Source organism: Brevibacterium sp. HMSC24B04 (genome assembly GCF_001806835.1).
Taxonomy (GTDB): Bacteria; Actinomycetota; Actinomycetes; order Actinomycetales; family Brevibacteriaceae; genus Brevibacterium; species Brevibacterium ravenspurgense.
In genome coordinates this window covers 43113-63365 of record NZ_KV786090.1, presented here as the reverse complement: position 1 = coordinate 63365, position 20253 = coordinate 43113, and the positions used below count along the sequence as shown (strand labels likewise).

Annotated in this window: 15 protein-coding genes; 7 read left to right on the top strand and 8 right to left on the bottom strand. The window is 62.6% G+C overall.

The genetic code is table 11. The features are described 5' to 3' along the window. Positions 1–74: 74 nt before the first annotated feature. Positions 75–374 carry a DUF4193 domain-containing protein gene (locus HMPREF3092_RS06165; RefSeq protein ID WP_019175241.1) on the bottom strand — a complete coding sequence of 100 codons (300 nt, stop codon included), beginning with the start codon at positions 372–374 and terminating at the stop codon, positions 75–77. A gap of 225 nt (positions 375–599) precedes the next feature. On the opposite strand from HMPREF3092_RS06165, the gene HMPREF3092_RS06160 reads away from it, so the two are divergent. Next, a complete protein-coding gene (locus HMPREF3092_RS06160; RefSeq protein WP_062020877.1) occupies positions 600–824 on the top strand; it encodes a hypothetical protein in 225 nt (74 codons plus the stop codon). A gap of 57 nt (positions 825–881) precedes the next feature. Here the strand turns inward: HMPREF3092_RS06160 and HMPREF3092_RS06155 are convergent, their stop codons facing one another. Beyond that, positions 882–1994, bottom strand: coding sequence for a ferrochelatase (locus tag HMPREF3092_RS06155; protein WP_070424209.1), 1113 nt, complete (start codon positions 1992–1994; stop codon positions 882–884). A 129-nt stretch (positions 1995–2123) separates the two neighbouring features. Between HMPREF3092_RS06155 and sepH the strand changes: the two genes are divergently transcribed. Continuing rightward, positions 2124–3152 carry a septation protein SepH gene (sepH, locus tag HMPREF3092_RS06150; RefSeq protein WP_070424208.1) on the top strand — a complete coding sequence of 343 codons (1029 nt, stop codon included), beginning with the start codon at positions 2124–2126 and terminating at the stop codon, positions 3150–3152. A gap of 3 nt (positions 3153–3155) precedes the next feature. Here sepH and cydC read toward each other — a convergent pair whose 3' ends face one another. The 4 genes from cydC to HMPREF3092_RS06130 all read right to left on the bottom strand — a co-directional run bounded on the left by cydC (position 3156) and on the right by HMPREF3092_RS06130 (position 11340). After that, positions 3156–6446 carry a thiol reductant ABC exporter subunit CydC gene (cydC, locus tag HMPREF3092_RS06145; protein ID WP_256174390.1) on the bottom strand — a complete coding sequence of 1097 codons (3291 nt, stop codon included), beginning with the start codon at positions 6444–6446 and terminating at the stop codon, positions 3156–3158. Next, entirely contained in the window at positions 6443–7480 is a 1038-nt protein-coding gene (gene cydB, locus HMPREF3092_RS06140; protein ID WP_070424207.1) for a cytochrome d ubiquinol oxidase subunit II, read from the bottom strand. The genes cydC and cydB overlap by 4 nt, the downstream gene beginning before the upstream one ends. A gap of 9 nt (positions 7481–7489) precedes the next feature. Continuing rightward, positions 7490–9061 (bottom strand): cytochrome ubiquinol oxidase subunit I, encoded by a 1572-nt coding sequence (locus HMPREF3092_RS06135; RefSeq protein WP_026022774.1) that lies wholly within the window; start codon positions 9059–9061, stop codon positions 7490–7492. A 167-nt stretch (positions 9062–9228) separates the two neighbouring features. Further along, complete coding sequence (locus HMPREF3092_RS06130) at positions 9229–11340, bottom strand: DNA gyrase/topoisomerase IV subunit B (protein ID WP_019175248.1); 2112 nt, start codon at positions 11338–11340, stop codon at positions 9229–9231. Between the two features lie 99 nt (positions 11341–11439). Between HMPREF3092_RS06130 and HMPREF3092_RS06125 the strand changes: the two genes are divergently transcribed. Both HMPREF3092_RS06125 and HMPREF3092_RS06120 read left to right on the top strand, forming a co-directional pair. Further along, positions 11440–12246: an N-acetylmuramoyl-L-alanine amidase gene (locus tag HMPREF3092_RS06125; protein WP_019175249.1), complete on the top strand. Its 807-nt coding sequence runs from the start codon at positions 11440–11442 to the stop codon at positions 12244–12246. A 31-nt stretch (positions 12247–12277) separates the two neighbouring features. Beyond that, entirely contained in the window at positions 12278–13048 is a 771-nt protein-coding gene (locus HMPREF3092_RS06120) for a VOC family protein (protein WP_141737976.1), read from the top strand. A gap of 121 nt (positions 13049–13169) precedes the next feature. Here the strand turns inward: HMPREF3092_RS06120 and HMPREF3092_RS06115 are convergent, their stop codons facing one another. Together HMPREF3092_RS06115 and HMPREF3092_RS06110 are read right to left on the bottom strand one after the other, a co-directional pair. After that, a complete protein-coding gene (locus HMPREF3092_RS06115) occupies positions 13170–14912 on the bottom strand; it encodes an RNA polymerase sigma factor (RefSeq protein ID WP_070424205.1) in 1743 nt (580 codons plus the stop codon). A gap of 165 nt (positions 14913–15077) precedes the next feature. After that, positions 15078–16187, bottom strand: a complete 1110-nt coding sequence (locus HMPREF3092_RS06110; protein ID WP_070424204.1) for a DUF4192 family protein — start codon at positions 16185–16187, stop codon at positions 15078–15080. 117 nt (positions 16188–16304) lie between these two features. Between HMPREF3092_RS06110 and HMPREF3092_RS06105 the strand changes: the two genes are divergently transcribed. From HMPREF3092_RS06105 to HMPREF3092_RS06095, 3 genes are all read left to right on the top strand, one after another. Next, positions 16305–17102: a spermidine synthase gene (locus tag HMPREF3092_RS06105; protein WP_070424203.1), complete on the top strand. Its 798-nt coding sequence runs from the start codon at positions 16305–16307 to the stop codon at positions 17100–17102. A gap of 72 nt (positions 17103–17174) precedes the next feature. After that, entirely contained in the window at positions 17175–19373 is a 2199-nt protein-coding gene (locus HMPREF3092_RS06100) for a HelD family protein (protein WP_083274283.1), read from the top strand. Positions 19374–19467: 94 nt separating this feature from the next. Beyond that, on the top strand, positions 19468–20163 hold the full coding sequence (locus HMPREF3092_RS06095) for an 8-oxoguanine DNA glycosylase OGG fold protein (protein WP_070424201.1): 696 nt from the start codon (positions 19468–19470) through the stop codon (positions 20161–20163). Positions 20164–20253: the final 90 nt, after the last annotated feature.

Sequence of the window (20253 nt, the reverse complement as noted above, 5' to 3'; positions counted from 1 at the left end):
ACAGATCTGTTCTCGCCCCCGCTGCCTATGTCTGTGTTCGTCTGCGCCTGTGCGCTCAGCCCGCGCCCGCGGTGTCAGCCAGCGCAGTCCGAGCAGACGAGGACCCCGTCGTTGTCTTCCGCCAGCTGCGAACGATGGCGAACCAGGAAGCACTCCATGCAGGTGAATTCGTCGTTCTGACGCGGCAGAACGCGCACCGAGAGCTCTTCGTTCGAAAGGTCGGCACCCGGCAGCTCGAAATCTTCGGCCGCGGCCGTTTCGTCTTCGTCTACCTGGCTGGCCTGCGCCTGATTGCGCTGCGCTTTGAGCTCTTCGATGGAGTCAGCGCTGATCTCGTCATCCTGCTTACGCGGGGCGTCGTAGTCGGTTGCCATTTGTACTGGTCACACTCCGGCGGCATCTGGTTGAAGTCTGTGAAAGACCGGCTCATGTGCGGGTCATCCCGAATAATGCACCTTCATTTGCTTTTGCGCAACTGCAGACCGGGTGATTTCTGCTGTTTTTTCTTACTTTGGTAATTTGGAGGCTCAACATCATCGTGTTCATATTCAGTTCATGCGGACTGCCGATGATGCTGATGTTTGAGAAGGGAGGCTCCCATGTCAGGTTTTGCTGAAGGACTCGACAACAAAGTCGAGCTCCTGCGTGAACAACTCGCCGAAGCCCGCGAGGCCGGCGATGAGTTCCGCGAACAGGCCCTGATCGAAGAGCTGAGCGATACCGTCAACATCGCCGGTGAAAACGATCTCGACACGTCCGAGCTGAAGAAGGTCCTCGCCGCAGAAACCGGCACAATCCCGGTTATCGACGACCCTGAGGACTGACGATTCGCATACGAAAGGGGCGGCCGAAGCCGCCCCTTTTCTGTGCTCAAAGGGTGATCAGTCAGCCCAGTTCGGCATCGTGGGCCGGTCTTCCCGACCGCGGCAGCATTCGACGGAGCCTGCGCCGGAACCGTCAATGAGCGCCCCTTCTTCCGTCACGGCCGGTGCGCTGACCTCTTCACCGCGCACCTGTGCGGCACGTTCCAGGATGAGGTCGACAAGCCCGCTGACGAACACCGGGTCGGTGCCGACAGTTGCGGCTCGCACAAATGCGAAGCCGTGCTTGTCAGCTGTTTCCTTTGCCTCCGTGTCAAGGTCGTAGACGACCTCCATGTGGTCGGAGACGAAGCCGAACGGAACAACGACCACACCGGTCACGCCTTCTTCGGCAAGTTCGTCCATGCGGTCGTTGATGTCCGGCTGAGACCACGGGATGTGTGCCGGGCCGGATTCCGAGCAGAATACGAGTTCCTGTTCAAGCGGCTGTTCGTCACCCAGCTGGGCGGCAACATAGTCCATGAGCTGTCGGTGCTGCGCTTCGTAGCCGATGGTGCACTTTTCCGAGGCTGCCTGCATGGCATCCGGGATTGAGTGCGTCACGTACAGAACCCGGTGTTTCTGCGGATCGAGCCCACCGGTTTTCTGCGCGAATTCAGCCAGTGCTTCGCGGACGATCTTCACCTGCGTGTCGGCAAATCCCGGGTGGTTGTAGTACTGGCGGATCTTGTCGATTTCAACGTTGATCCCCTCGCCGGCGAGCTTCTGGCTGGCCTTGGCGAAGTCTTCGCGGTACTGGCGGTCCGATGAGTAGCTGGAGTAGGCCGATGTGGTCACAGCGATGAAGCGGGAGTCTCCAGCCTGTGCGCGCTCGCGCAGAACGTCGTCAAGGTACGGGTCCCAGTTGCGGTTGCCCCACACAACGGGGGCATCAATGCCGCGCGCGCTGACTTCCTTCCTCAGCGCTTCCAGAAGAGCGATGTTCTGTTCGTTGATCGGCGATTTTCCTCCGAAGGCGAAGTAGTGTTCACCCACTTCTTCGAGACGCTCCTCGGGGATGCCGCGGCCGGCCGTGACGTTCTTGAGGAACGGCACGACTTCTTCAGCCTTGTTGGGTCCGCCGAAGGACATGAGGACAATCGAATCGAAGGGAGAAACCGAAGATGAGGTCATGCCTGAAGTCTACCGTGACGTTCCTGGGCGTCGCCTCGTCGCCGGGGCTTGACGACTCGCCGCCGCTGGTGCGCCCATCGGGCCGCGGCCCGTGAAAATATGGAACGGCTACAGGAAGGTGTGATTCGAGTGACGGAACTGTCTTTTCACGCAGCTGACGCGTCCGGTGCGCTTGTGCTGCGCGATGCACAGGGGGCCGAATATCGGCTTCGCGTCGACGACGAACTTCTTGCCGCGGTGCGCCGCCTGCGCACCCAGCAGGCCACCCGCACCTACGGGCGGGGTCAGCTGAGGCCCAAGGCCATTCAGGCGATGATCCGCTCGGGGCTTACCGCTGAGGAAGTCGCGGATGCCACCGGCGGGGATCTCGACCACATCAAGGCCTTTGAACAGCCCGTCCTGGCTGAGCGCCGCCACATTGCCCACAGCGCCGGCCAAAGCCCGGTCTACGAAGACGGCAGCCGCGACCACACGCCGCGCCCGCTGCGCGATGTCGCCACGGAGCGCCTGGAGAAGCGCGGAGCTGACACTGACAGCCTCCAGTGGGACGCCTGGCGGTCCGATGAAGGCGTGTGGAACGTCGAACTGGCCTTCACGGTCCGCGGCACGCAGAAGACTGCGCGCTGGGAGTACCGCGAGCGAAATGTCCATGCCGTAGACGACGACGCCCGCTGGCTGTCGGAAGCCGGCCCTGCTGATTCCGGACCGATCCCCAACTTCGGCAGCCCTGATGAACGTGTTTTCGACTTCGAAGACCAGGACCGCACCCCGAAGTCCGCTGATCACCAGGCCGAGACGGGACGCATTCTCGAAAGCCTCCGCAGGCGCCGCGCCCGTACACAGGAGGCCGAATCAGCGCAGGCTCCCACAGGTCTGCGCTCAGTGCCGGAAATGCCGGAAACCGAACCTGACGGAGCGCACACCGCACTGTCGCGGCCCGAAGAGGCCGATGATGACTCCGTGCTCGCTGTGAGCACACCGGAAGAAGAGCACACTGACGCGCAGCCGTCACTGCTGGATGAACCGGGGGTTTTCGACGGCGGTGACGCTGCTGCAAGCCCCCAGCCGGCGGAACAAACGGAACAGAAAGAAGCTAAGCGCGGCCGGTCGTCCGTCCCCAGCTGGGACGAGATCATGTTCGGCACAAAACGCGACTGAGCTCTACAGCTTCACCCGCAGATCATCAGCGCTGACCCACCGCTGGTCGTGGGTCACCATGACGACAGCGCGGTCATCAAGAGTTTCGCGCAGATCCGCCATAAGCGCCTGTGCGGTCTCGACGTCGAGGTGTGCGGTCGGTTCGTCGATGACGATCACATCGGCACCTGTCAGGAGGGTGCGGGCAATCGCCAGTCGTCCCCTCTGCCCACCGGAGAGGAACTCTCCCCCGGCGCCGATGACAGCATCCAGACCGCGTTCGCGCGCAATTTCGTCCAGTCCCACGCGCCGCAGCACTTCAAGCAGCTCGTCATCGCCGGGCCGGTCATCACGATCGCGCGCAATGAGCAGGTTCGCGCGCAGACTGGAATTGAAGACGTGTGCTTCCTGCGGACACCAGGCGACTGTGCCCGCGAGGTCTTCCGGCCCCACCTTAAGCAGGTTCGCATCGTCTGCCGTGTAGGTCCCAGCGCTTGGGTCGAGGAACCGCAGGATGACGGACACGAGAGTGGTCTTGCCCGAACCTGAAGGCCCGGTGACCGTCGTCCATCGCCCTCGCGCGATATCGGCGTTGACCCCCGTGAGAATCTCCGGGCCGGTGGGCCACGATGCGCGAATGCCGCGCAGCTGCGCACTGCGAATCGATTCGACTGGGTGCGGCTGCTTCGCATCATGTTCTTCTTCCGCACCGAGTTCCGGTACGCGCTGCAGGACGGAAGCCAGTGCCGGCCACTGCTGAACGGCCCGCAGGGAATCGAGGTAAGCATCAATGAGGGCAAGCGGAACGAGCACGAGGATCGCCAGAGCTTCCGCAGAAATGCTGCCGGAAATCACCGCGGGGCCGGCGATGACAAGCATGAGAGCGCTCAGAGCCGACAACAGGAACGTGACTATTCCCTCGCCGAGCCCAGAAGACTGCAGGATGCGCTTTTCAAACGCGCCGACTCTTTCATCTTCTTCGATCAGCGCAGCTGCGGCCGCATCGGCTTTGCCGTTGGCGATGAGATCTGACTTAGCAGCCAGCAGCCGGGTGAGCTGTCCCAGCACGCGCGCCCGGTATTCCAGGCGCTGCACACCGGCCCGGCGCTCAGCCAAGAGCGCAGCCGCTGGCCCCACGGTGAGCGCCAGCGCAAGAACAGCAGCAAGCGCCAGTGCCGCCTGAGGCAGGAAAATCCAGAAGACTACGACAGCCGCTGCACCGATGATGACGGCAACAAGCGGGGGAACCAGAACTCGAGGTGCCGCGTCACTGATGTCATCGACATCAGACACCAGTCTGCGCAGGGCCACATCGCTTCGCGCAACAGCGCGGTTGGCTGTTCCCTCGCGGGCAAAGGTCTGCCACAGCTGCCTGCGCAGCGAAGCCAGTTTGCCCAGGATCGCGTGATGCAGGTTGAGCTGGTGAGTGTAGGTCAGAACAGAACGGCTCAGGCCGAAGAACCGCACCCCGACGATCGCCACCAGCAGGTACATGATGGGCGGCTGGAATGAGGCGTAGACGATGAGCCAGGCCGACACTGCGGTCAGCGCCGTGCCGGCGGCGACAGCACCGACCGCCGACAGAACACCCAGCCAAAAGCGTCCCGTCGTGAAGCCGACGGCATCGGCTGCACGCCGAAGCAGCTGCCATGTCGAGGCGGGGCGGACGTCCTCCGCACCCTCGTCGAGGTTTGGGCGAGTGTTCGACTCGACAGGGTCCGCTGCCGGTTCCACCGCGTCGAGGTCCCGTGCCGGTGCGCCGATGTGCAGGCGTGTTCCTGCTGCTGTCAGAACTGGATCGTGGCTTGCCGCAATGACGGGGCAGGATTCGCTGATGGTCTGCAGTTCCCGTCGAATGCGCGCGGCAGAGGCATCGTCAAGGTGCGCTGTCGGTTCGTCGACAATCAGCAGCTGCGCTCCCGAATCCACGCGCGCAAAGGCTCGCGCCAAGGACAGTCTCCGAGCTTCACCGGGGCTGAGCGCATCCACAGCGGCGGCATCATCCAGGTCGAGAGCCGCGCGCTGCTTCAGAGCAGCCGTATCAATCTCGGAACCGCCGAACAGGCGGAGCTCCTCGCCTACCGTCGAAGTGAAGAAGCGGGGACTCTGATCTGCAAAGGCCAGTGAGTCCGGAACCCCCGTCAGGCTGCCGGTGACCGAGGCGGTCTCCCCCGGCCGCACAAGACCGGCGAGAACACCCAGGAAAGTCGACTTCCCAGCGCCAGAAGCCCCAGTCAGAACAGTCAAACCAGGGCCGATCTGTCCCGACACCGGCGGCAGCGCGACAGAATCGCCGTAGGAAACCGACACCTCGGCAAACTGAACAGTCACCTCCGGCCCGGCCGACTCCGCACCTCGGGAGCCGAAAACAGCAGACCGCGGAGAGGCGATAAGACCGCGGATGCGGTCGAAAACGGCCAGCCCGTTCTCGGTGGAGTGAAAAGCCGCACCCAGCTGACGCAGGGGCAAGAACACCTCGGGGGCCAGAACAAGAGCCAGCAGACCGGCACTGAGATCAAGATTCCCGTTGACCAAACGGACACCGATGAAAACCGCTACGAGAGCAACCGACAGAGTGGAGATGAGCTCGAGAGCCAGAGCAGACAGAAACGCGACCTTGAGCGTCTGCATCGTGGTGCGCCGGTAGCTGTCGCTGATGCGCACAAGAGCTTCCGTCTGCGCACGCACACGTCCCAGCCCCACAAGAACCGGAAGGCCGCGCGCAAGTTCCACCAGGTTGTCCGACAGGCGATCAAGGGACTTCAGCGCCTGCCCCACGCGCTCCTCGGTATAGCGGCCGATGAGGATCATGAACACGGGCACCAAGGGCAGCGTGATGACAAGAAGCGCCGCTGAAACCCAGTCCGCGAAGACAATGCGGACGATAACCGCAAGAGGGATGACAGCCGATGCCGTCAAAGCGGGCAGAACACCCGTGAAATAGTCGTCAAGATCATCCAGCGAACGCGTGGCGGTCAGAACCAGCGCACCGTCGTCAATGTCAAGATCCCGCCCGCCGGAACCGACAGACCGACCGATGAGCTTCCGGCGCAGAGCCGTTTTAACACCGACCGCGGCGCGCGCTCCTGCAGCCCGCTGGGCCCACGCCGTGGCCCCGCGTACAAAAGCCCCGAGCACACCCAGGAAAACAGCCAGCGAAACATCGTCGCCGGCCATCACGCCGGTGACACCCCGAGCGGCAGCCTCGGCAATGAGCACCAACCCCAGCGCCTTGGCTGCGGCCACCCCCACAAGAACGCCAAGCGCCCGCCGTCCCGAGGGGACGGCGGACGCTGGAGCCCACGGTGAACTCACGCGTGGTAGCTGGCAATTGCCACCGGAACGCTGTGCGCCGGAGGCAGGTGCTTTTCGTGAATACGACGAGCGAACACGCGGTACGAGTACACGGTGTAGCCCAGAACGATCGGCAGGAAGATCACCGTGACGACGAGCATCACGCCGAGTGTGTAGTCCGACGAAGAAGCAGAGGTGACTGTCAGCGACAGGGAGTCATCGATCGTCGACGGCAGCACGCGCGGGTAGATGTTGACGAACAGGCTCGCAACACCTGCCGCGAGGAACACGCCGTTGAACAGGAAGGCGCGCAGCTCGGTGTTCTCACCGATGCTCATCCACGTCACAACTGCTGCCAGCACCGCAACGGCGATGATGACGGCACCGGCGATGTTGCCGAACTTGAACTGGACGATCAGCACCCATACAGCGGCGAACAGCAGCAGAAGCGGCAGGAGCTTCTTTGCCTGTGCACGTGCGCGTACGCGCATTTCGCCGTGCGACTTCAGAGCCGTGAACAGCAGGCCCTGCAGGTAGGCGAAGCCGAGGATGGCCAGGCCGCCCACGATCGCGTAGATGTTGACCCACGCAAACGCACCACCCACGTTGTCGCCGTTGTCGTTGATCGGCATGCCGGTGGTGGTCAGCGCCAGCATTGCACCGACGCAGAAGGCGGCGACGGCCGAGCCGAGCGACAGGCACCAGGTCCAGGCGTCGCGCCAGCGCTGCGAATTGACCTTGCCGCGGTATTCAATCGACACGGCGCGCAGGATGAGTGCGAGCAGCGCCAGCGTCAGCGGCACGTACAGGGCAGAGAACAGCGAGGCGTACCACAGCGGGAATGCGGCGAACGTCGCACCCCCGGCTGTCAGCAGCCACACCTGGTTGCCGTCCCATACGGGTCCGAACGAATTGAGCAGAACGCGCTGTTCCTTTTCGCTTTTCGCGAAGGTCTTCATCATCATGGCCGCGCCCAGGTCGAAGCCGTCGAGGATGAGGTACCCCGTCCACAGGACAGCGATGAGGATGAACCACAGAGTTGAAAGGGCTTCCACAGCGTCTCCTTAGTAGGCGAACGACAGGACGTCGTCGTCTTCGTGCTCGGCGCTCGGCTTGCTTCCCGAAGTGTCGAGTTCGGGCATAGCAGCCGCGACACCGCCGCGGGCGTACTTGATGATGAGAATGAGCTCGACGACCATCAGACCGCCGTACAGCAGAGTCAGGGCGACCAGGCTGAACAGCATGGCGCCGGCAGACACGGACGGAGAGATCGCCGCGGCCGTGTAGAGCATGACCCCGTCGACGCCGTCAGCTCCCATATTGGGGGCCACGACGAACGGCTGGCGGCCCATTTCGGTGAACACCCATCCGGCCGAGTTGGCAACGAACGGTGCCGCGATGCCCCACAGCGACAGGCGTGCGAGGAACTTCGACTTCGGCACGGTTCCCTTGCGGGTGGCGAACAGCGCGTAGCCGGCGAAGATCGCAGCCAGAGCACCGAAGCCGATCATGAAGCGGAAGCCCCAGTAGGTGACGATCATCAGCGGCTGGTAGTCGATCTTCTGTCCCGCGTAGTCGCGGTACATGGGGTCATCCGGGATGACGCCGCCGAACTTCTCTTCGTATTCCGGCAGAAGCGTCTTCACGCCGGGGACTTCTTCTGTGAAGTTCGAGTGGACGAGGAAGGACAGCAGACCGGGAACCTCGATGAGAGTCTTCGTGTCGTCACAGTGGTTGGAGTCGGGAATGCCGATCGTCAGCACCGAGAACGAGGTGCCGTCGGAGCAGGCGGCTTCCGCTGAGGCCATCTTCATGGGCTGCTGTTCGTACATGAGCTTGGCCTGAATGTCACCGGTGATGGCAACCGCGACGAAAGCGATGACTGCGGCCCAACCGCCGATACGCAGCGACTTGAACCACACTTCGTGGTCTTTTTTGTCGCGGCCGGGCACAGCGAGGTTTTCGCCCACGACGACGCGGCCCTTCTCATCGACCGTGTCGATGCCGTCCCTGCGACGGCGGTAAAGGTGGTACCAGGCAATGCCGAGCATGAAGGCGGCACCGCAGGCGAGCGAACCTGCAAGCGTGTGGGTGTAGGCGGCGATTGCCGTGTTGTTCGTGAGAACTGCCCAGATGTTGGTCATGACGGGACGGCCGTCGACCATTTCAACGCCAACCGGGTGCTGCATCCACGAGTTGGCGACGATGATGAAGTACGCCGAGATCCACGCACCGATAACAGCGCACCACAGGACAGTCAGGTGTGCGCGCTTGGACAGTCGACCCCAGCCGAAGATCCACAGGCCGAGGAATGTCGATTCGAGGAAGAACGCGATGAGCGCTTCCATAGCCAGAGGAGCACCGAAGACGTCGCCGACGAACTTCGAGTATTCCGACCACGCCATACCGAATTGGAATTCCTGGACGATGCCGGTGGCAACGCCCATGATGAAGTTGACGAGGAAGAGCTTGCCCCAGAACTTCGTTCCGCGCAGCCACTTTTCGTCACCTGTACGGGTGTACATCGTCTGGAAGATTGCAACCAGCAGACCCAAACCGAGGGTCAGCGGAACCATCCAGAAGTGATAGACCGTGGTGATGCCGAATTGCCACCTGCCGATGAGCACCGGATCCACAATCGCCTCCTTGTTCGGCTTGGTCCGCCAGATGTGCACGCGCACGACGAACCGGTCATTATTATGCCGGTTCTAGACTACCGGCATGGCACTTTCTGTGAGCACGCTGAGCGTGCGTGGTCACGAGTGTCTCAGAATTCAGAATGGGCTGTTGAAGGCCCTGCTGATCAGGCGTCGATCTTCTCGGAATCCATGACGTCGGCACCGGACACGATGAATTCGCGGCGCGGAGCAACCTCAGATCCCATGAGCAGGTTGAACGTGGTCTCGGCAGCGCCGGCATCGTCCATCGTGACGCGGCGAAGAAGCCGGTGCGCGGGATCCATCGTCGTTTCGGCAAGCTGGTCGGCATCCATTTCGCCGAGCCCCTTGTAGCGCTGCGGCGGCTTGTAGGCTTTGCCGCGCCGATCGAGCTTCTTCAGCTCACGGTGAAGCTCAGCTTCCGAATAGGTGTAGATGACATCATTGGCCTTACCGCGGTTGATGACCTCAATGCGGTGCAGCGGCGGCACAGCGGCAAACACGCGGCCAGCTTGGACCAGTGGACGCATGTAGCGGAAGAGCAGCGTCAGCAGCAGTGTGCGAATGTGGGCGCCGTCAACATCCGCGTCGGTCATGATGATGACCTTGCCGTAGCGAGCAGCCTCCAGGTCGAAGCTGCGACCGGAACCGGCGCCGATCACCTGGGTCAGCGCCGCACACTCGGCATTCGCCAACATGTCCGACACGCTTGCCTTCTGCACGTTGAGAATCTTGCCGCGAATGGGGAACAGCGCCTGGTGTTCCGAGTTCCTGGCGGCCTTTGCTGTTCCCATCGCCGAATCGCCTTCGACGATGAACAGCTCGGTGCTGTCACCGTCGCTGATGCGGCAGTCGTAGAGCTTGGCGGGCAGAGCCGAGGATTCGAGGGCGTTTTTGCGTCGCTGGTTATCGCGATGCGTGCGCGCGGAGATACGCGATTTCATTTCCGCGACGACTTTTTCCAAAAGCGCGTTGGCCTGAGCCTTTTCCTGGCGTTTGCTTGCCTCAAGACGTTCAGTCAGGCCGTCCTCGACGACCTTGCTGACAATCTGACGGACCGCGGGAGTTCCAAGAACCTCTTTTGTCTGTCCTTCGAACTGCGGTTCGGCAAGCTTGACGGTGACGACAGCCGTCAGTCCGGCCAGGACATCTTCTTTGTCCAGTTTGTCCTTGCCGACTTTGAGTTTGCGGGCATTGGCTTCAACTGCTTTGCGGACAGTCTTCACGAGACCTGCTTCGAAGCCCGCCTGGTGGGTGCCGCCCTTAGGGGTGGCGATGATGTTGACGAAGCTCTTGATCCGAGTGTCGAAGCCAGTCCCCCAGCGCAGGGCGATGTCAACGTCGACTTCCCTGTCGACATCGGTTGACACCATGTGGCCGGTCTTATCGAGGACTGGAACAGTTTCCGTGAAATCGCCCTTGCCGCTGAAGCGCCACACATCGGTGACAGCCGGGTCAAGCGCCAGATGATCGGCAAACGCGGAGATTCCACCGTCATAGCGGAACTCTTCTTCGCGACGTTCAATGACCTCGCCCGCTTCGTCGCGCGCAATGCCGCGTTCATCGACGATTGTGATCTTCAGACCGGGAACGAGGAACGCGGTCTGCCGGGCACGGTCAACGAGCTTGTCGTACTCGAAGTCGGCGTCTTTCAGGAAGATCTGCGGGTCAGCCCAGTAGCGCACCCGCGTTCCGGTGACACCCCGCTTGGCCTTGCCGATGATCTCGAGCTTTTCACCCGGCTTGTTCTCAGTGAACGGACTTTCAGGGCTGGGGGCGCCGTCATCGGCGAAACGTCCGGGCCGACCCCGGCGGAACGACAGACGGTGAACCTTGGAAGCACGGGTGACTTCGACGTCCATACGCGCTGACAGCGCATTGACAACAGCACCGCCAACACCGTGCAGACCACCGACCGCAGCATAGGAACCGCCACCGAACTTACCGCCGGCGTGCAGCTTCGTCATGACCAGTTCTACACCGCTCAGACCTGTCTTAGGTTCGATGTCAACGGGAATGCCGCGCGCACAGTCGTCCACCGCAACGGAGCCGTCAGGATAGAGAGTCACAGTGATCTCTTCTCCGTAGCCGGCCAGGGCTTCATCGACGGAATTGTCGATGATCTCCCACAGGCAGTGCATGAGACCACGCGAATCAGTGGAGCCGATGTACATACCGGGCCGTTTGCGAACCGCGTCGAGCCCTTCCAGTACCTGGAGCTGCTGTGCGCCGTACTCTGCTTTGGCCGCCACTTCCACGTCCTTTCCCTCTGATGCCCTGCCATTGTAGGGCTCAGCAGGCGAAAGCCCGTGGATTTGCCCGCCGCCCTGTCATACCGGATGTGCTTCAATGTTCGTATGATTCTGCGCTCCCCCGCCCTTGCTGCCGCACTCTGTGCCCTCCTCCTGACCGGGTGCGCTGGCGGCACCCCCGGGCCCGGCACCTCGTCAGCACCGGCGGCCCCAACCGCAGCGAGTGATGCGCCCTCGAGCACCCCGACAGAAGACGAGGACTCCCAGCCGCTGGCGGGACTCACGATCGCAGTCGACCCCGGCCACAACGGCGGCAACATGAAGAACGCCTCAAAGATCTCCCGGCAGGTCGATGACGGCCGCGGCGGAACAAAAGCGTGCAACACAACCGGAACAGCCACATCAGATGGCTTTGCCGAACACGAATTCAATTGGAAAGTCGCTGACCACCTGCGCACATTGCTCGAAGACAAAGGTGCGAGCGTCATCATGTCGCGCAAAGACGACACCGGCATCGGCCCCTGCGTTGATGAGCGCGGGAAGTTCGCAGCCGAGGCGGACATCCTTGTCAGCATCCACGCCAACGGCTCCGAAAGCACCAAGCCGTTCGGCTTCGGCGCCATCATCGCACCGGACCGCGAACACGCTGAATCCAAGAAGCTCGCCACCAGCCTTGTGAAAGGCCTCAAAGATGCGGACTTCCGCGCCAACCCCAGCTACGGCAAGAAGACCATCATCGAGCGCACAGACCTCGGCGGTCTCAATCACGCCACGGTGCCAGCCGTGCTCATGGAGATGGGCGAAATGCGCAACCCGGAAGAAGCAAAGACCATGAAGACGGATTCCGGCCGCAAGCGCTACGCCGAGGGGCTGGCTGCCGGCATCGAAGACTACTTCAAGGGCCGCGGCTGACCACGACAGCTTTACCTGCGACAATGGCCGGGTGACTGACTACACTGCTCAATCTGCTCAACCCGTCTGGTTGGAGCTCAGCTCCCCGCAGTCGGATGTTTCCACTAAGTTCTACAGCGAACTCTTCGGCTGGGAGTTCAGCGGCGCAGGCCCCCTTGGCCTTGGTTCGCAGGCGCTGCTCGGCGGACGCGCTGCCGCAGGCATCAGCCCACAGCCGCCGCAGGCGCCGGAAGGCCAGCCTGGCTTCTGGTCTGTCTACTTCCGCGCTGAATCGCTCGACACCTTCCTCACCGCTGTTGACGCCAGCGGCGGGCAGGCAATGACGGTCGTTCCCGAATTCGATGGCGAAGCATCGGTTGCGCTTGTCTCGGACTCCGGCGGCACGGCATTCGGCGCGCTGACCTTTGACGATTCCCGCGGACTGGGAACAGTGGGCGAACTCGGTGCGGCCGTCTACTTCGAGCTGCACACTCACTCCCCTGAAAAGGCGGACTTCTACTCTGAGGTGTTCGGCTGGACCAAGAGCACCGGATCGTCGACCATCCGCGAAGAAGCCCAGCTGTTCACCATGCCGGGTGATGTTGATCTGACGGCCGCTGTCGTTGACCTTTCCGGCACGCAGATCCCCTCGCACTGGGAAGCGTTCTACATGGTTGAAGACGTCGATGCCTTTGCCCAGAAGGTGCCCGAACTCGGCGGCGCCCTGCTGGTCAAGCCGACCAACACTCCGCGCGGACGCGTCGCAAAGTTCATCGACCCTCACAATGCAGCTTTCGGCGTCATCGAACCCAACTGGCTGTAAGCTCTCCGCTTCCGCACTCTGCGACTGCAGGTCCTTCTGACTGGAATACCGCAGATACGAGATCAGCCCCGGCCCCGTCGAACGGGGCCGGGCCTGATTGTGTATGCGGATGTGCCGCGTATCAGTCGAGGTAGTCGCGCAGCACCTGGGAGCGCGAGGGGTGGCGCAGCTTCGCCATGGTCTTCGATTCGATCTGACGGATGCGTTCGCGGGTCACGCCGTACACCTTGCCGATTTCGTCAAGGGTCTTCGGCTGGCCGTCGTTGAGTCCGAACCGCATCGAGACCACACCGGCTTCGCGTTCCGACAGGGTGTCAAGCACCGAGTGGAGCTGTTCCTGCAGCAGAGTGAAGCTCACGGAGTCAGCGGGCACAACGGCTTCGGAGTCTTCGATGAGGTCACCGAATTCGGAATCGCCGTCTTCGCCCAGCGGGGTGTGCAGCGAAATGGGCTCACGGCCGTACTTCTGCACTTCGACAACGCGTTCGGGCGTCATGTCGAGTTCCTTGGCGAGCTCTTCCGGGGTGGGTTCGCGACCCAGGTCCTGCAGCATCTGACGCTGCACGCGGGCCAGCTTATTGATGACTTCCACCATGTGCACGGGAATGCGGATGGTGCGAGCCTGGTCGGCCATGGCACGGGTGATTGCCTGGCGGATCCACCACGTGGCGTAGGTGGAGAATTTGAAGCCCTTCGTGTAGTCGAACTTTTCGACCGCACGAATCAGACCGAGGTTGCCTTCCTGGATGAGGTCGAGGAACAGCATGCCGCGGCCGGTGTAGCGCTTGGCCAGCGAGACAACCAGACGAAGGTTGGCCTCCAGCAGGTGGTTCTTCGCGATGCGGCCGTCGTGGATGATCCACTTGTAGTCGCGCTGGTCGCGAGCTTCTTTGACTTCGCCGTTGTTCAGCAGGTGCTCGGCGTACATTCCGGCTTCGATCCGCTTGGCGAGGTCAACTTCTTCTGCCGCGTTGAGCAGTGCCACGCGGCCGATCTGCTTGAGGTAGTCCTTGACCGGGTCTGCTGTCGCGCCCGCGCTGACAACCTGCACCGTGGGCTGGTCGTCATCATCAGCGTCAGAAACGACGAAGCCGCCGGCTTCTTTGACTTCTTCGTCTTTCTTTTCTTCTTCGGCGTTGCGGGTTTCGGTTGCTTCGGCGTCGTCGGTCTCTTCCGGTTCTTCCGGGGTTTCGACGTCTTCGACGAGTTCGTCGTCCTTCTTCTTGCGAGTCGACTTCTTCGCCGCGGGCTTTTCAGCCGGCTTCTTGGCAGCGGTCTTCTTCGCCGCTGTTGTCGTTGTGGTTTCTTCGACTTCCGGTGTTTCTTCAGCCGCGGTCTTCTTAGCAGCGGTGGTCTTCTTCGCCGCGGCGGTCGTCTTCTTCGCAGCCGTCGACTTAGCCGCAGTGGACTTCGCGGCAGTGGTCTTCTTCGCGGCAGTCGACTTGGCGGCCGTGGTCGACTTCGCAGCCGTCGACTTAGCCGCGGTGGACTTCGCGGCTGTTGTTTTCTTAGCAGCCGTGGTCTTCTTCGCAGCCGTGGACTTGGCAGTGCTCGACTTGGCGGTGCTCGACTTTGCAGCCGTGGACTTCTTCGCAGCCGTCGTCTTGGCAGTGCTCGACTTGGCGGCCGTAGATTTGGCAGCCGTGGTCGATTTCTTAGCTGCAGTGGATTTCGTCGCCGTCGCCTTCTTGGCAGCCGTGGTCTTCTTAGCTGCAGTCGCCTTTGTTCCGGCCGCCTTCGACTTCGCTGTCGTCGCGGTACTCTTCTTGGCGGTGGTCTTGGACGCGGGCTTCTTCGCCGTCGTCTTCTTGGCAGCCGAGTCGTCTGCGCTGGTCTTCGTGGAGTCCTTGGATGCGGTCGGCACGGTTCACCTTTCACTGCGTCTGCGGTGCCTTGAGTCTTCATGGCACTAGTAAGACCCAAGTCAAGTCTTCACACGCGGCCTGCCGTGCTCAAGCTGGGCTTAAGCTGGCTGCGCCGAATGCTGAGACCTACCGGGTCAACACTTTATCTTCTCACGGTATTCCGCTCAGACCCAATCGACCTCGTCAAACCGCTCGTGTCGCAGCCAGCCGGGCAGCACCGCCTGTTCGGCCGCGGCCGCCTGCAGCCGTGCCAGCGAGTGCTCTGAATCCAGGTGAAGAGCCGCTGCAGCGTAGTAGTCCGAGAACGACAAACGTCCCCTAACCCATTCCAGCCATGCGAGAACCGCGAGCGCATCAGGCAGAGCCTCACTCGAGGCATAGGCCGCAATCATCTTCATGACTTCACACCCCAGCTGCAGCCGGCGCATATCGGGCAGCGCCTCGCTGTAGCCCACGCACTCGTTCATGTACTCGGGATGAACAAACTCTTCCAACAGCCAGTCTTCCGTATGTTCGTCGCACTCTGCTGGCAGTTCGGCCGGCCGCAGTCCGGGATTCTGAAAAACCATGAGGAGCATGACCAGGTCCCGCCTGCGCGGACTGGTCAGCATGGCCTCAGCCGCGTTGAGTGCCTGCGGCGAGAACGCCTGAGCACACACCTCTGGCGCGGCACCTTCCGCGTGCAGGCTCTCCACCATTGCCAAAGCGTCGGCCAAAACAGGGAAAGGTACCGCTGGTGTCCCGAAGAACTCTTTGGCCCGTACGATTTCGAGCTCTGGGGTTGGCAGTGCAGCCGCTTCCGCGATGCCAGCCGGGCGGCTGTTTTCCGTGTTGCACTGGCGCACATCACGCGGAGCGGCAAAATCACCGCACAGTTCACCCGCGGACCACACGGGCCGCCCCACGTCATAGCCAGAGTCGACCAGCAGATCGCAGACCGCGTAGATGCCGTCGCGGTGCACTTTCCACGACTGCGCCTCTATCGGCCCGCCCAATCCGAGAATGTCGTAGAGGTCATCACAGAAAACGACTGGCAGCACGGTTTTCACGCTGCCAAGACCGTGCACGAGGTCCACAACGTCTCCTGCGGATCCATCGGCGAAGCCCAGTGCGGCGGCTGTGCTGTAGTCGATGCGGAGCACGCCCAGGCCGGGTCCTTCTGTGTTGGGATCCATGATGCCCAGGAGGACCAGCGAATCCTCCGGTCTATAGCCGAGCATGTCCACTGCGGTTTCAATAATGTCTTCCGGTGTTCTGATGGTGATCTTCTTCATGCCAGAAGTGTTTTCCACTCACCTCCGCAGTGAAAACAGGTGGCGGGAGGCTGTGGACAGAGGCCAAGTTGTGCACAGGCTGGCGAACCTGAGTGCGAGCCTCCCTAGACTGACGGCATGGGCAGACAACGACGATCCGCTGAGCTCGAAGTAGACATCGACACGGGCACAGCTGTGCTTGAGGCCGTTGCCGGCGAACCCGACTCATACGTCCTGTGGGTCAACGGGGTCCCGTCGTCGTGCGTCACCCTGTCCGATCCCCTGCGGCTGGATTTCGAGTACCTCGATTGGATGTCGAGGATCGTCCGGGTGCGCCACGATGACGCCGATGGGCGCGGAACACCCCTGAGAGCAGTTCATATCGGGGCCGGAGGCTGCAGTCTGCCCCGCTGGATTGACGCGCACTGTCCCGGTTCTAAGCAGACAGCCATCGACATCGATGCCGCCCTGCTGGACAAAGTCCGGGAGTGGTTCGACCTGCCGAAGAAGCCCCGGCTGGCGCTGCGCGCGGGTGACGGCGCACGTGAAATCCACACCTTCCGGACCGGCAGCCTCGACGTGCTTGTCCGCGACGCCTTCGCCGGAAGCGAAACTCCGGCGCCCTTGGCAACACGCGAGTTCTTCGACCAGTGCGCGAACGTACTGGCCCCCAGCGGCACGTTCCTGCTCAACATCGCGGCAGCTCCACCTCATGAGCGGCTGAAAGGCGAACTGCGCTTACTGCAGCAGTCTTTTCCCTACGTCGCCCTGGCAATCGACCCGGGCAACATGCGCGGTCGCCGCTACGGCAACGCGGTCGGAATCGCCGCCCACACCCCACCCGAACCCGGCATCGTGGCCCGCGCCCTGCGCGGTGGGCCCGCAGTTGCCCGCGTCCTCGAGGGCACACAGCTGACAGCTTTCACCGGCCGTTGAATCCCGGCCCACCCCAGTGCGTGCGCGCGGGCGCGGCCACGGCATAATTGAATGCCGATCGGAGGGAGAACGGTGCCGGAAAACAGCGAAATCCAGCGGGAACAGACATACGTTTCCCGCGTCTATGAGCGCTTGGACAGCCTGCGCGAAGAAACGCACAGCAAACTCAGCGCCGTTCGGGCATCCAAAGTCGGCGGCAACCACCAAAACCGCTCAGAGCGCGATGCCTTCGCCACCATGTACGAAGACCAGCTGCTGCGCCTGCGCGAAGCTGAAACCGGCCTGTGCTTCGGCAGGCTCGACATGGCTGATGACAAGACCACCTACATCGGGCGCATCGGCATTTCAGATTCCGACCAGACTCAGCTGCTCATGGACTGGCGAGCACCCGCGTCCGAACCGTTCTACCGGGCCACCGCAGCCAACCCCACCGGCGTCATCCGCAGAAGGCACATCGCCACACGAGGGCGCACCGTCATCGGCCTGGAAGACGACGTCCTGGACCTCGATGCGCTGACCGCCGCCGAACGCGACGACCTGCACGGCGAAGGCGCGCTCATGGCAGCACTCGAAAGCCACCGCACGGGACGCATGGGCGATATCGTCGCGACAATTCAGGCAGAACAGGACGAAATCATCCGCCGCCCCGCCGACCAAACGGTTGTCGTCCAGGGTGGACCCGGCACCGGGAAGACCGCGGTGGCCCTGCACCGCGCCGCATACCTCCTGTACAGGCAGCGCACCAAAATCGCCGGTTCGGGTGTGCTCATCGTCGGCCCCACGCCGGTTTTCCTCAAGTACATCGAACAGGTGCTGCCCAGCCTCGGCGAAACCGGCGCTGTTCTTCTGACCCCCGGCCAGCTGCTGCCCGGCTACGAGGCCAGTCTGCACGACGGACCGAAAACCGCCGCGGTCAAAGGCAGCCTGCGGATGGTCGACGTCATCAAGCGCGCTGTGCGCGGCTACCAGCGGGTGCCCGATGGCGACCAAGAGCTCGCCGTCGGTGCACAGCGGGTCACTCTCAAACGCAAGGCCGTGCGCAAGGCGATCAAGAACGCGCAGCGCTCGGGCAAGCCCCACAACGCGGCGCGCGAAGGCTTTGTCCAGCAGATCCTCGACGAACTCGTCGAACAGCTGCTGCAGAACTCACCCCTGGCCGGCATGGATGATCCGCGTGGCCACCACATGGCCGACCTGCGCATGTCGACGGATGTGCGCCGAGCCATCAACCTGTGCTGGTTGCCTGTCAGCGCTGGTCGTGTGCTGAGTGACCTGTACACGAAGCCGGCGAAACTCGTTGCCGCCTGCGATGGCCTGCTGTCCTACGAGGAGATGGCGCGCCTGCGCCGCAGCAAGGACGAGCCGATCACGGTTGAGGACATTCCGCTGCTCGACGAACTCGAGGAGCTGCTGGGCTCGGCTGAGGTGCGCCCGCGAGCGAACGCAGAAACGGAGTACGCGCAGGCTGTCAACGACATGATGGGCACGTCAGATTTCGTGTCTGCTGAGCTGCTGGCCCAGCGTTTTTCCGATGGCGGCGATCATCGTCCGCTGGCGGAGCGCGCCGCGGAGGATCGCGAGTGGACCTACGGACATCTGGTTGTCGACGAAGCTCAGGAGCTCAGCCCCATGCAGCTGCGCCTGCTGTTCAGGCGGGTGCCGAGCAAGTCCGCCACGATTGTCGGCGACCTCGCTCAAGCCAGTCTGACGGATGCCGCGCGCACGTGGGAGAGTGTGCTCTCGCCGCACGTGGGTTCCCGCCTGTCGCTGACCGAGCTGACGGTCTCCTACCGAACTCCCGCTTCGATCTTGGAGCCTGCGAACGCGCTGCTGCGCACGCACTTCCCCAACCTCGAGGTGCCCACACCGGTTCGCGATGGTGACACGGCTCCCGCGGTGTCCCGGCTTTCCTCTGACGCGGTGCCGCCGGCTGCCGCTGTCTGGGCGGCCGGACAGCTCCGAGAGTTGGGAGGCGGTCGGGCCGCGGTGATCGGCACCTCGCCACAGCTGCGGGAAGCTGCACAGGCGTTGGAGGAGGCTGGCGTTGAGTACGGCATCGGCACGTCCGGCATCGACTTCCCCATTGCCCTGCTGCAGCCCCATCAGGCAAAAGGCCTGGAATTCGATGCTGTCGCCCTCGTCGAGCCGGCTGACTTCGCACCCGCCGGGGATTCGGCTGCCGTGGGCGATCTCTATGTTGCGCTCACCCGCGCAACAGCGCGTCTTGGCGTGTTTGAGAGCAGGGATTCGCTCGTCACCGCCTGGCTGTAAGAACAGTCCGCGGAAACCGCCGCAGGCGGCGTGGTCTCGGTGTGTCAGTGCCTCGTGTAAGAGTGTCGGCACGAGCAGCAGAAAAGAGGCCATCATGTCATTTCCATCACCCCTGGAACTCTGCCGCGAACTGGGCACTCCCCACGGCAGCGAATCAACCGATGAAATTGAATTCCGTCCGCAGCATTTCGCCCAGTGGTGGCCGGAGGACTGCCCGCTGCCGGAAGTTCTGCACTCCGACGGCTGGAACAGCAGAGCGCGCATTTCGCGCGGTCAGCTGTTTGCGCTGGGCCGCGACGTGAGCACCGCTGAGGATGCCGTGGAGTTCTTCGCCGCAGCGGCCGCCTACGGCAGCGGCACACAGGCCCGCAGCGTCTATCGAGCGTGCCGCGCACCGGCAGTCGATGGCTTCGGTCAGGTTCTTGCCGATCTCGTCGACCGCGGGCGCGGGCTTACCGCCGCGGAAACATTTTCCCTGTGGAACGGCGCCGTACCGTTCATCGGACCGTCCACTTTCACCAAGCTCGCCTATTTCTCACAGCCGGAATGGTCTTTGGAAACAGCCGACAAGCCCATGATTCTCGACGGCCGCATACTGCGCGCCCTGGGTTCTTCGGGTGCCACGATTTCATCACGGCTGTATCAGGACTATCTTGACGTTCTGGCTATGACAGCAGCCCTTGCCGATTGGCCAGAATCTGCGGTTGAAAGGCGATGGACGCACATGGGGCTAAAGCTGTTGGGGTCTCCGGCATCCGGCGCTGACCGCGCACCGGCAGCTCTACTGTAATCGCTGGTCAGGGCGCCGCCTGAGGGTTGAAGGGAAATAAAAACAGGCGGCACCGGCTTCCCCTCCGATGCCGCCTGTTGCGACCACACT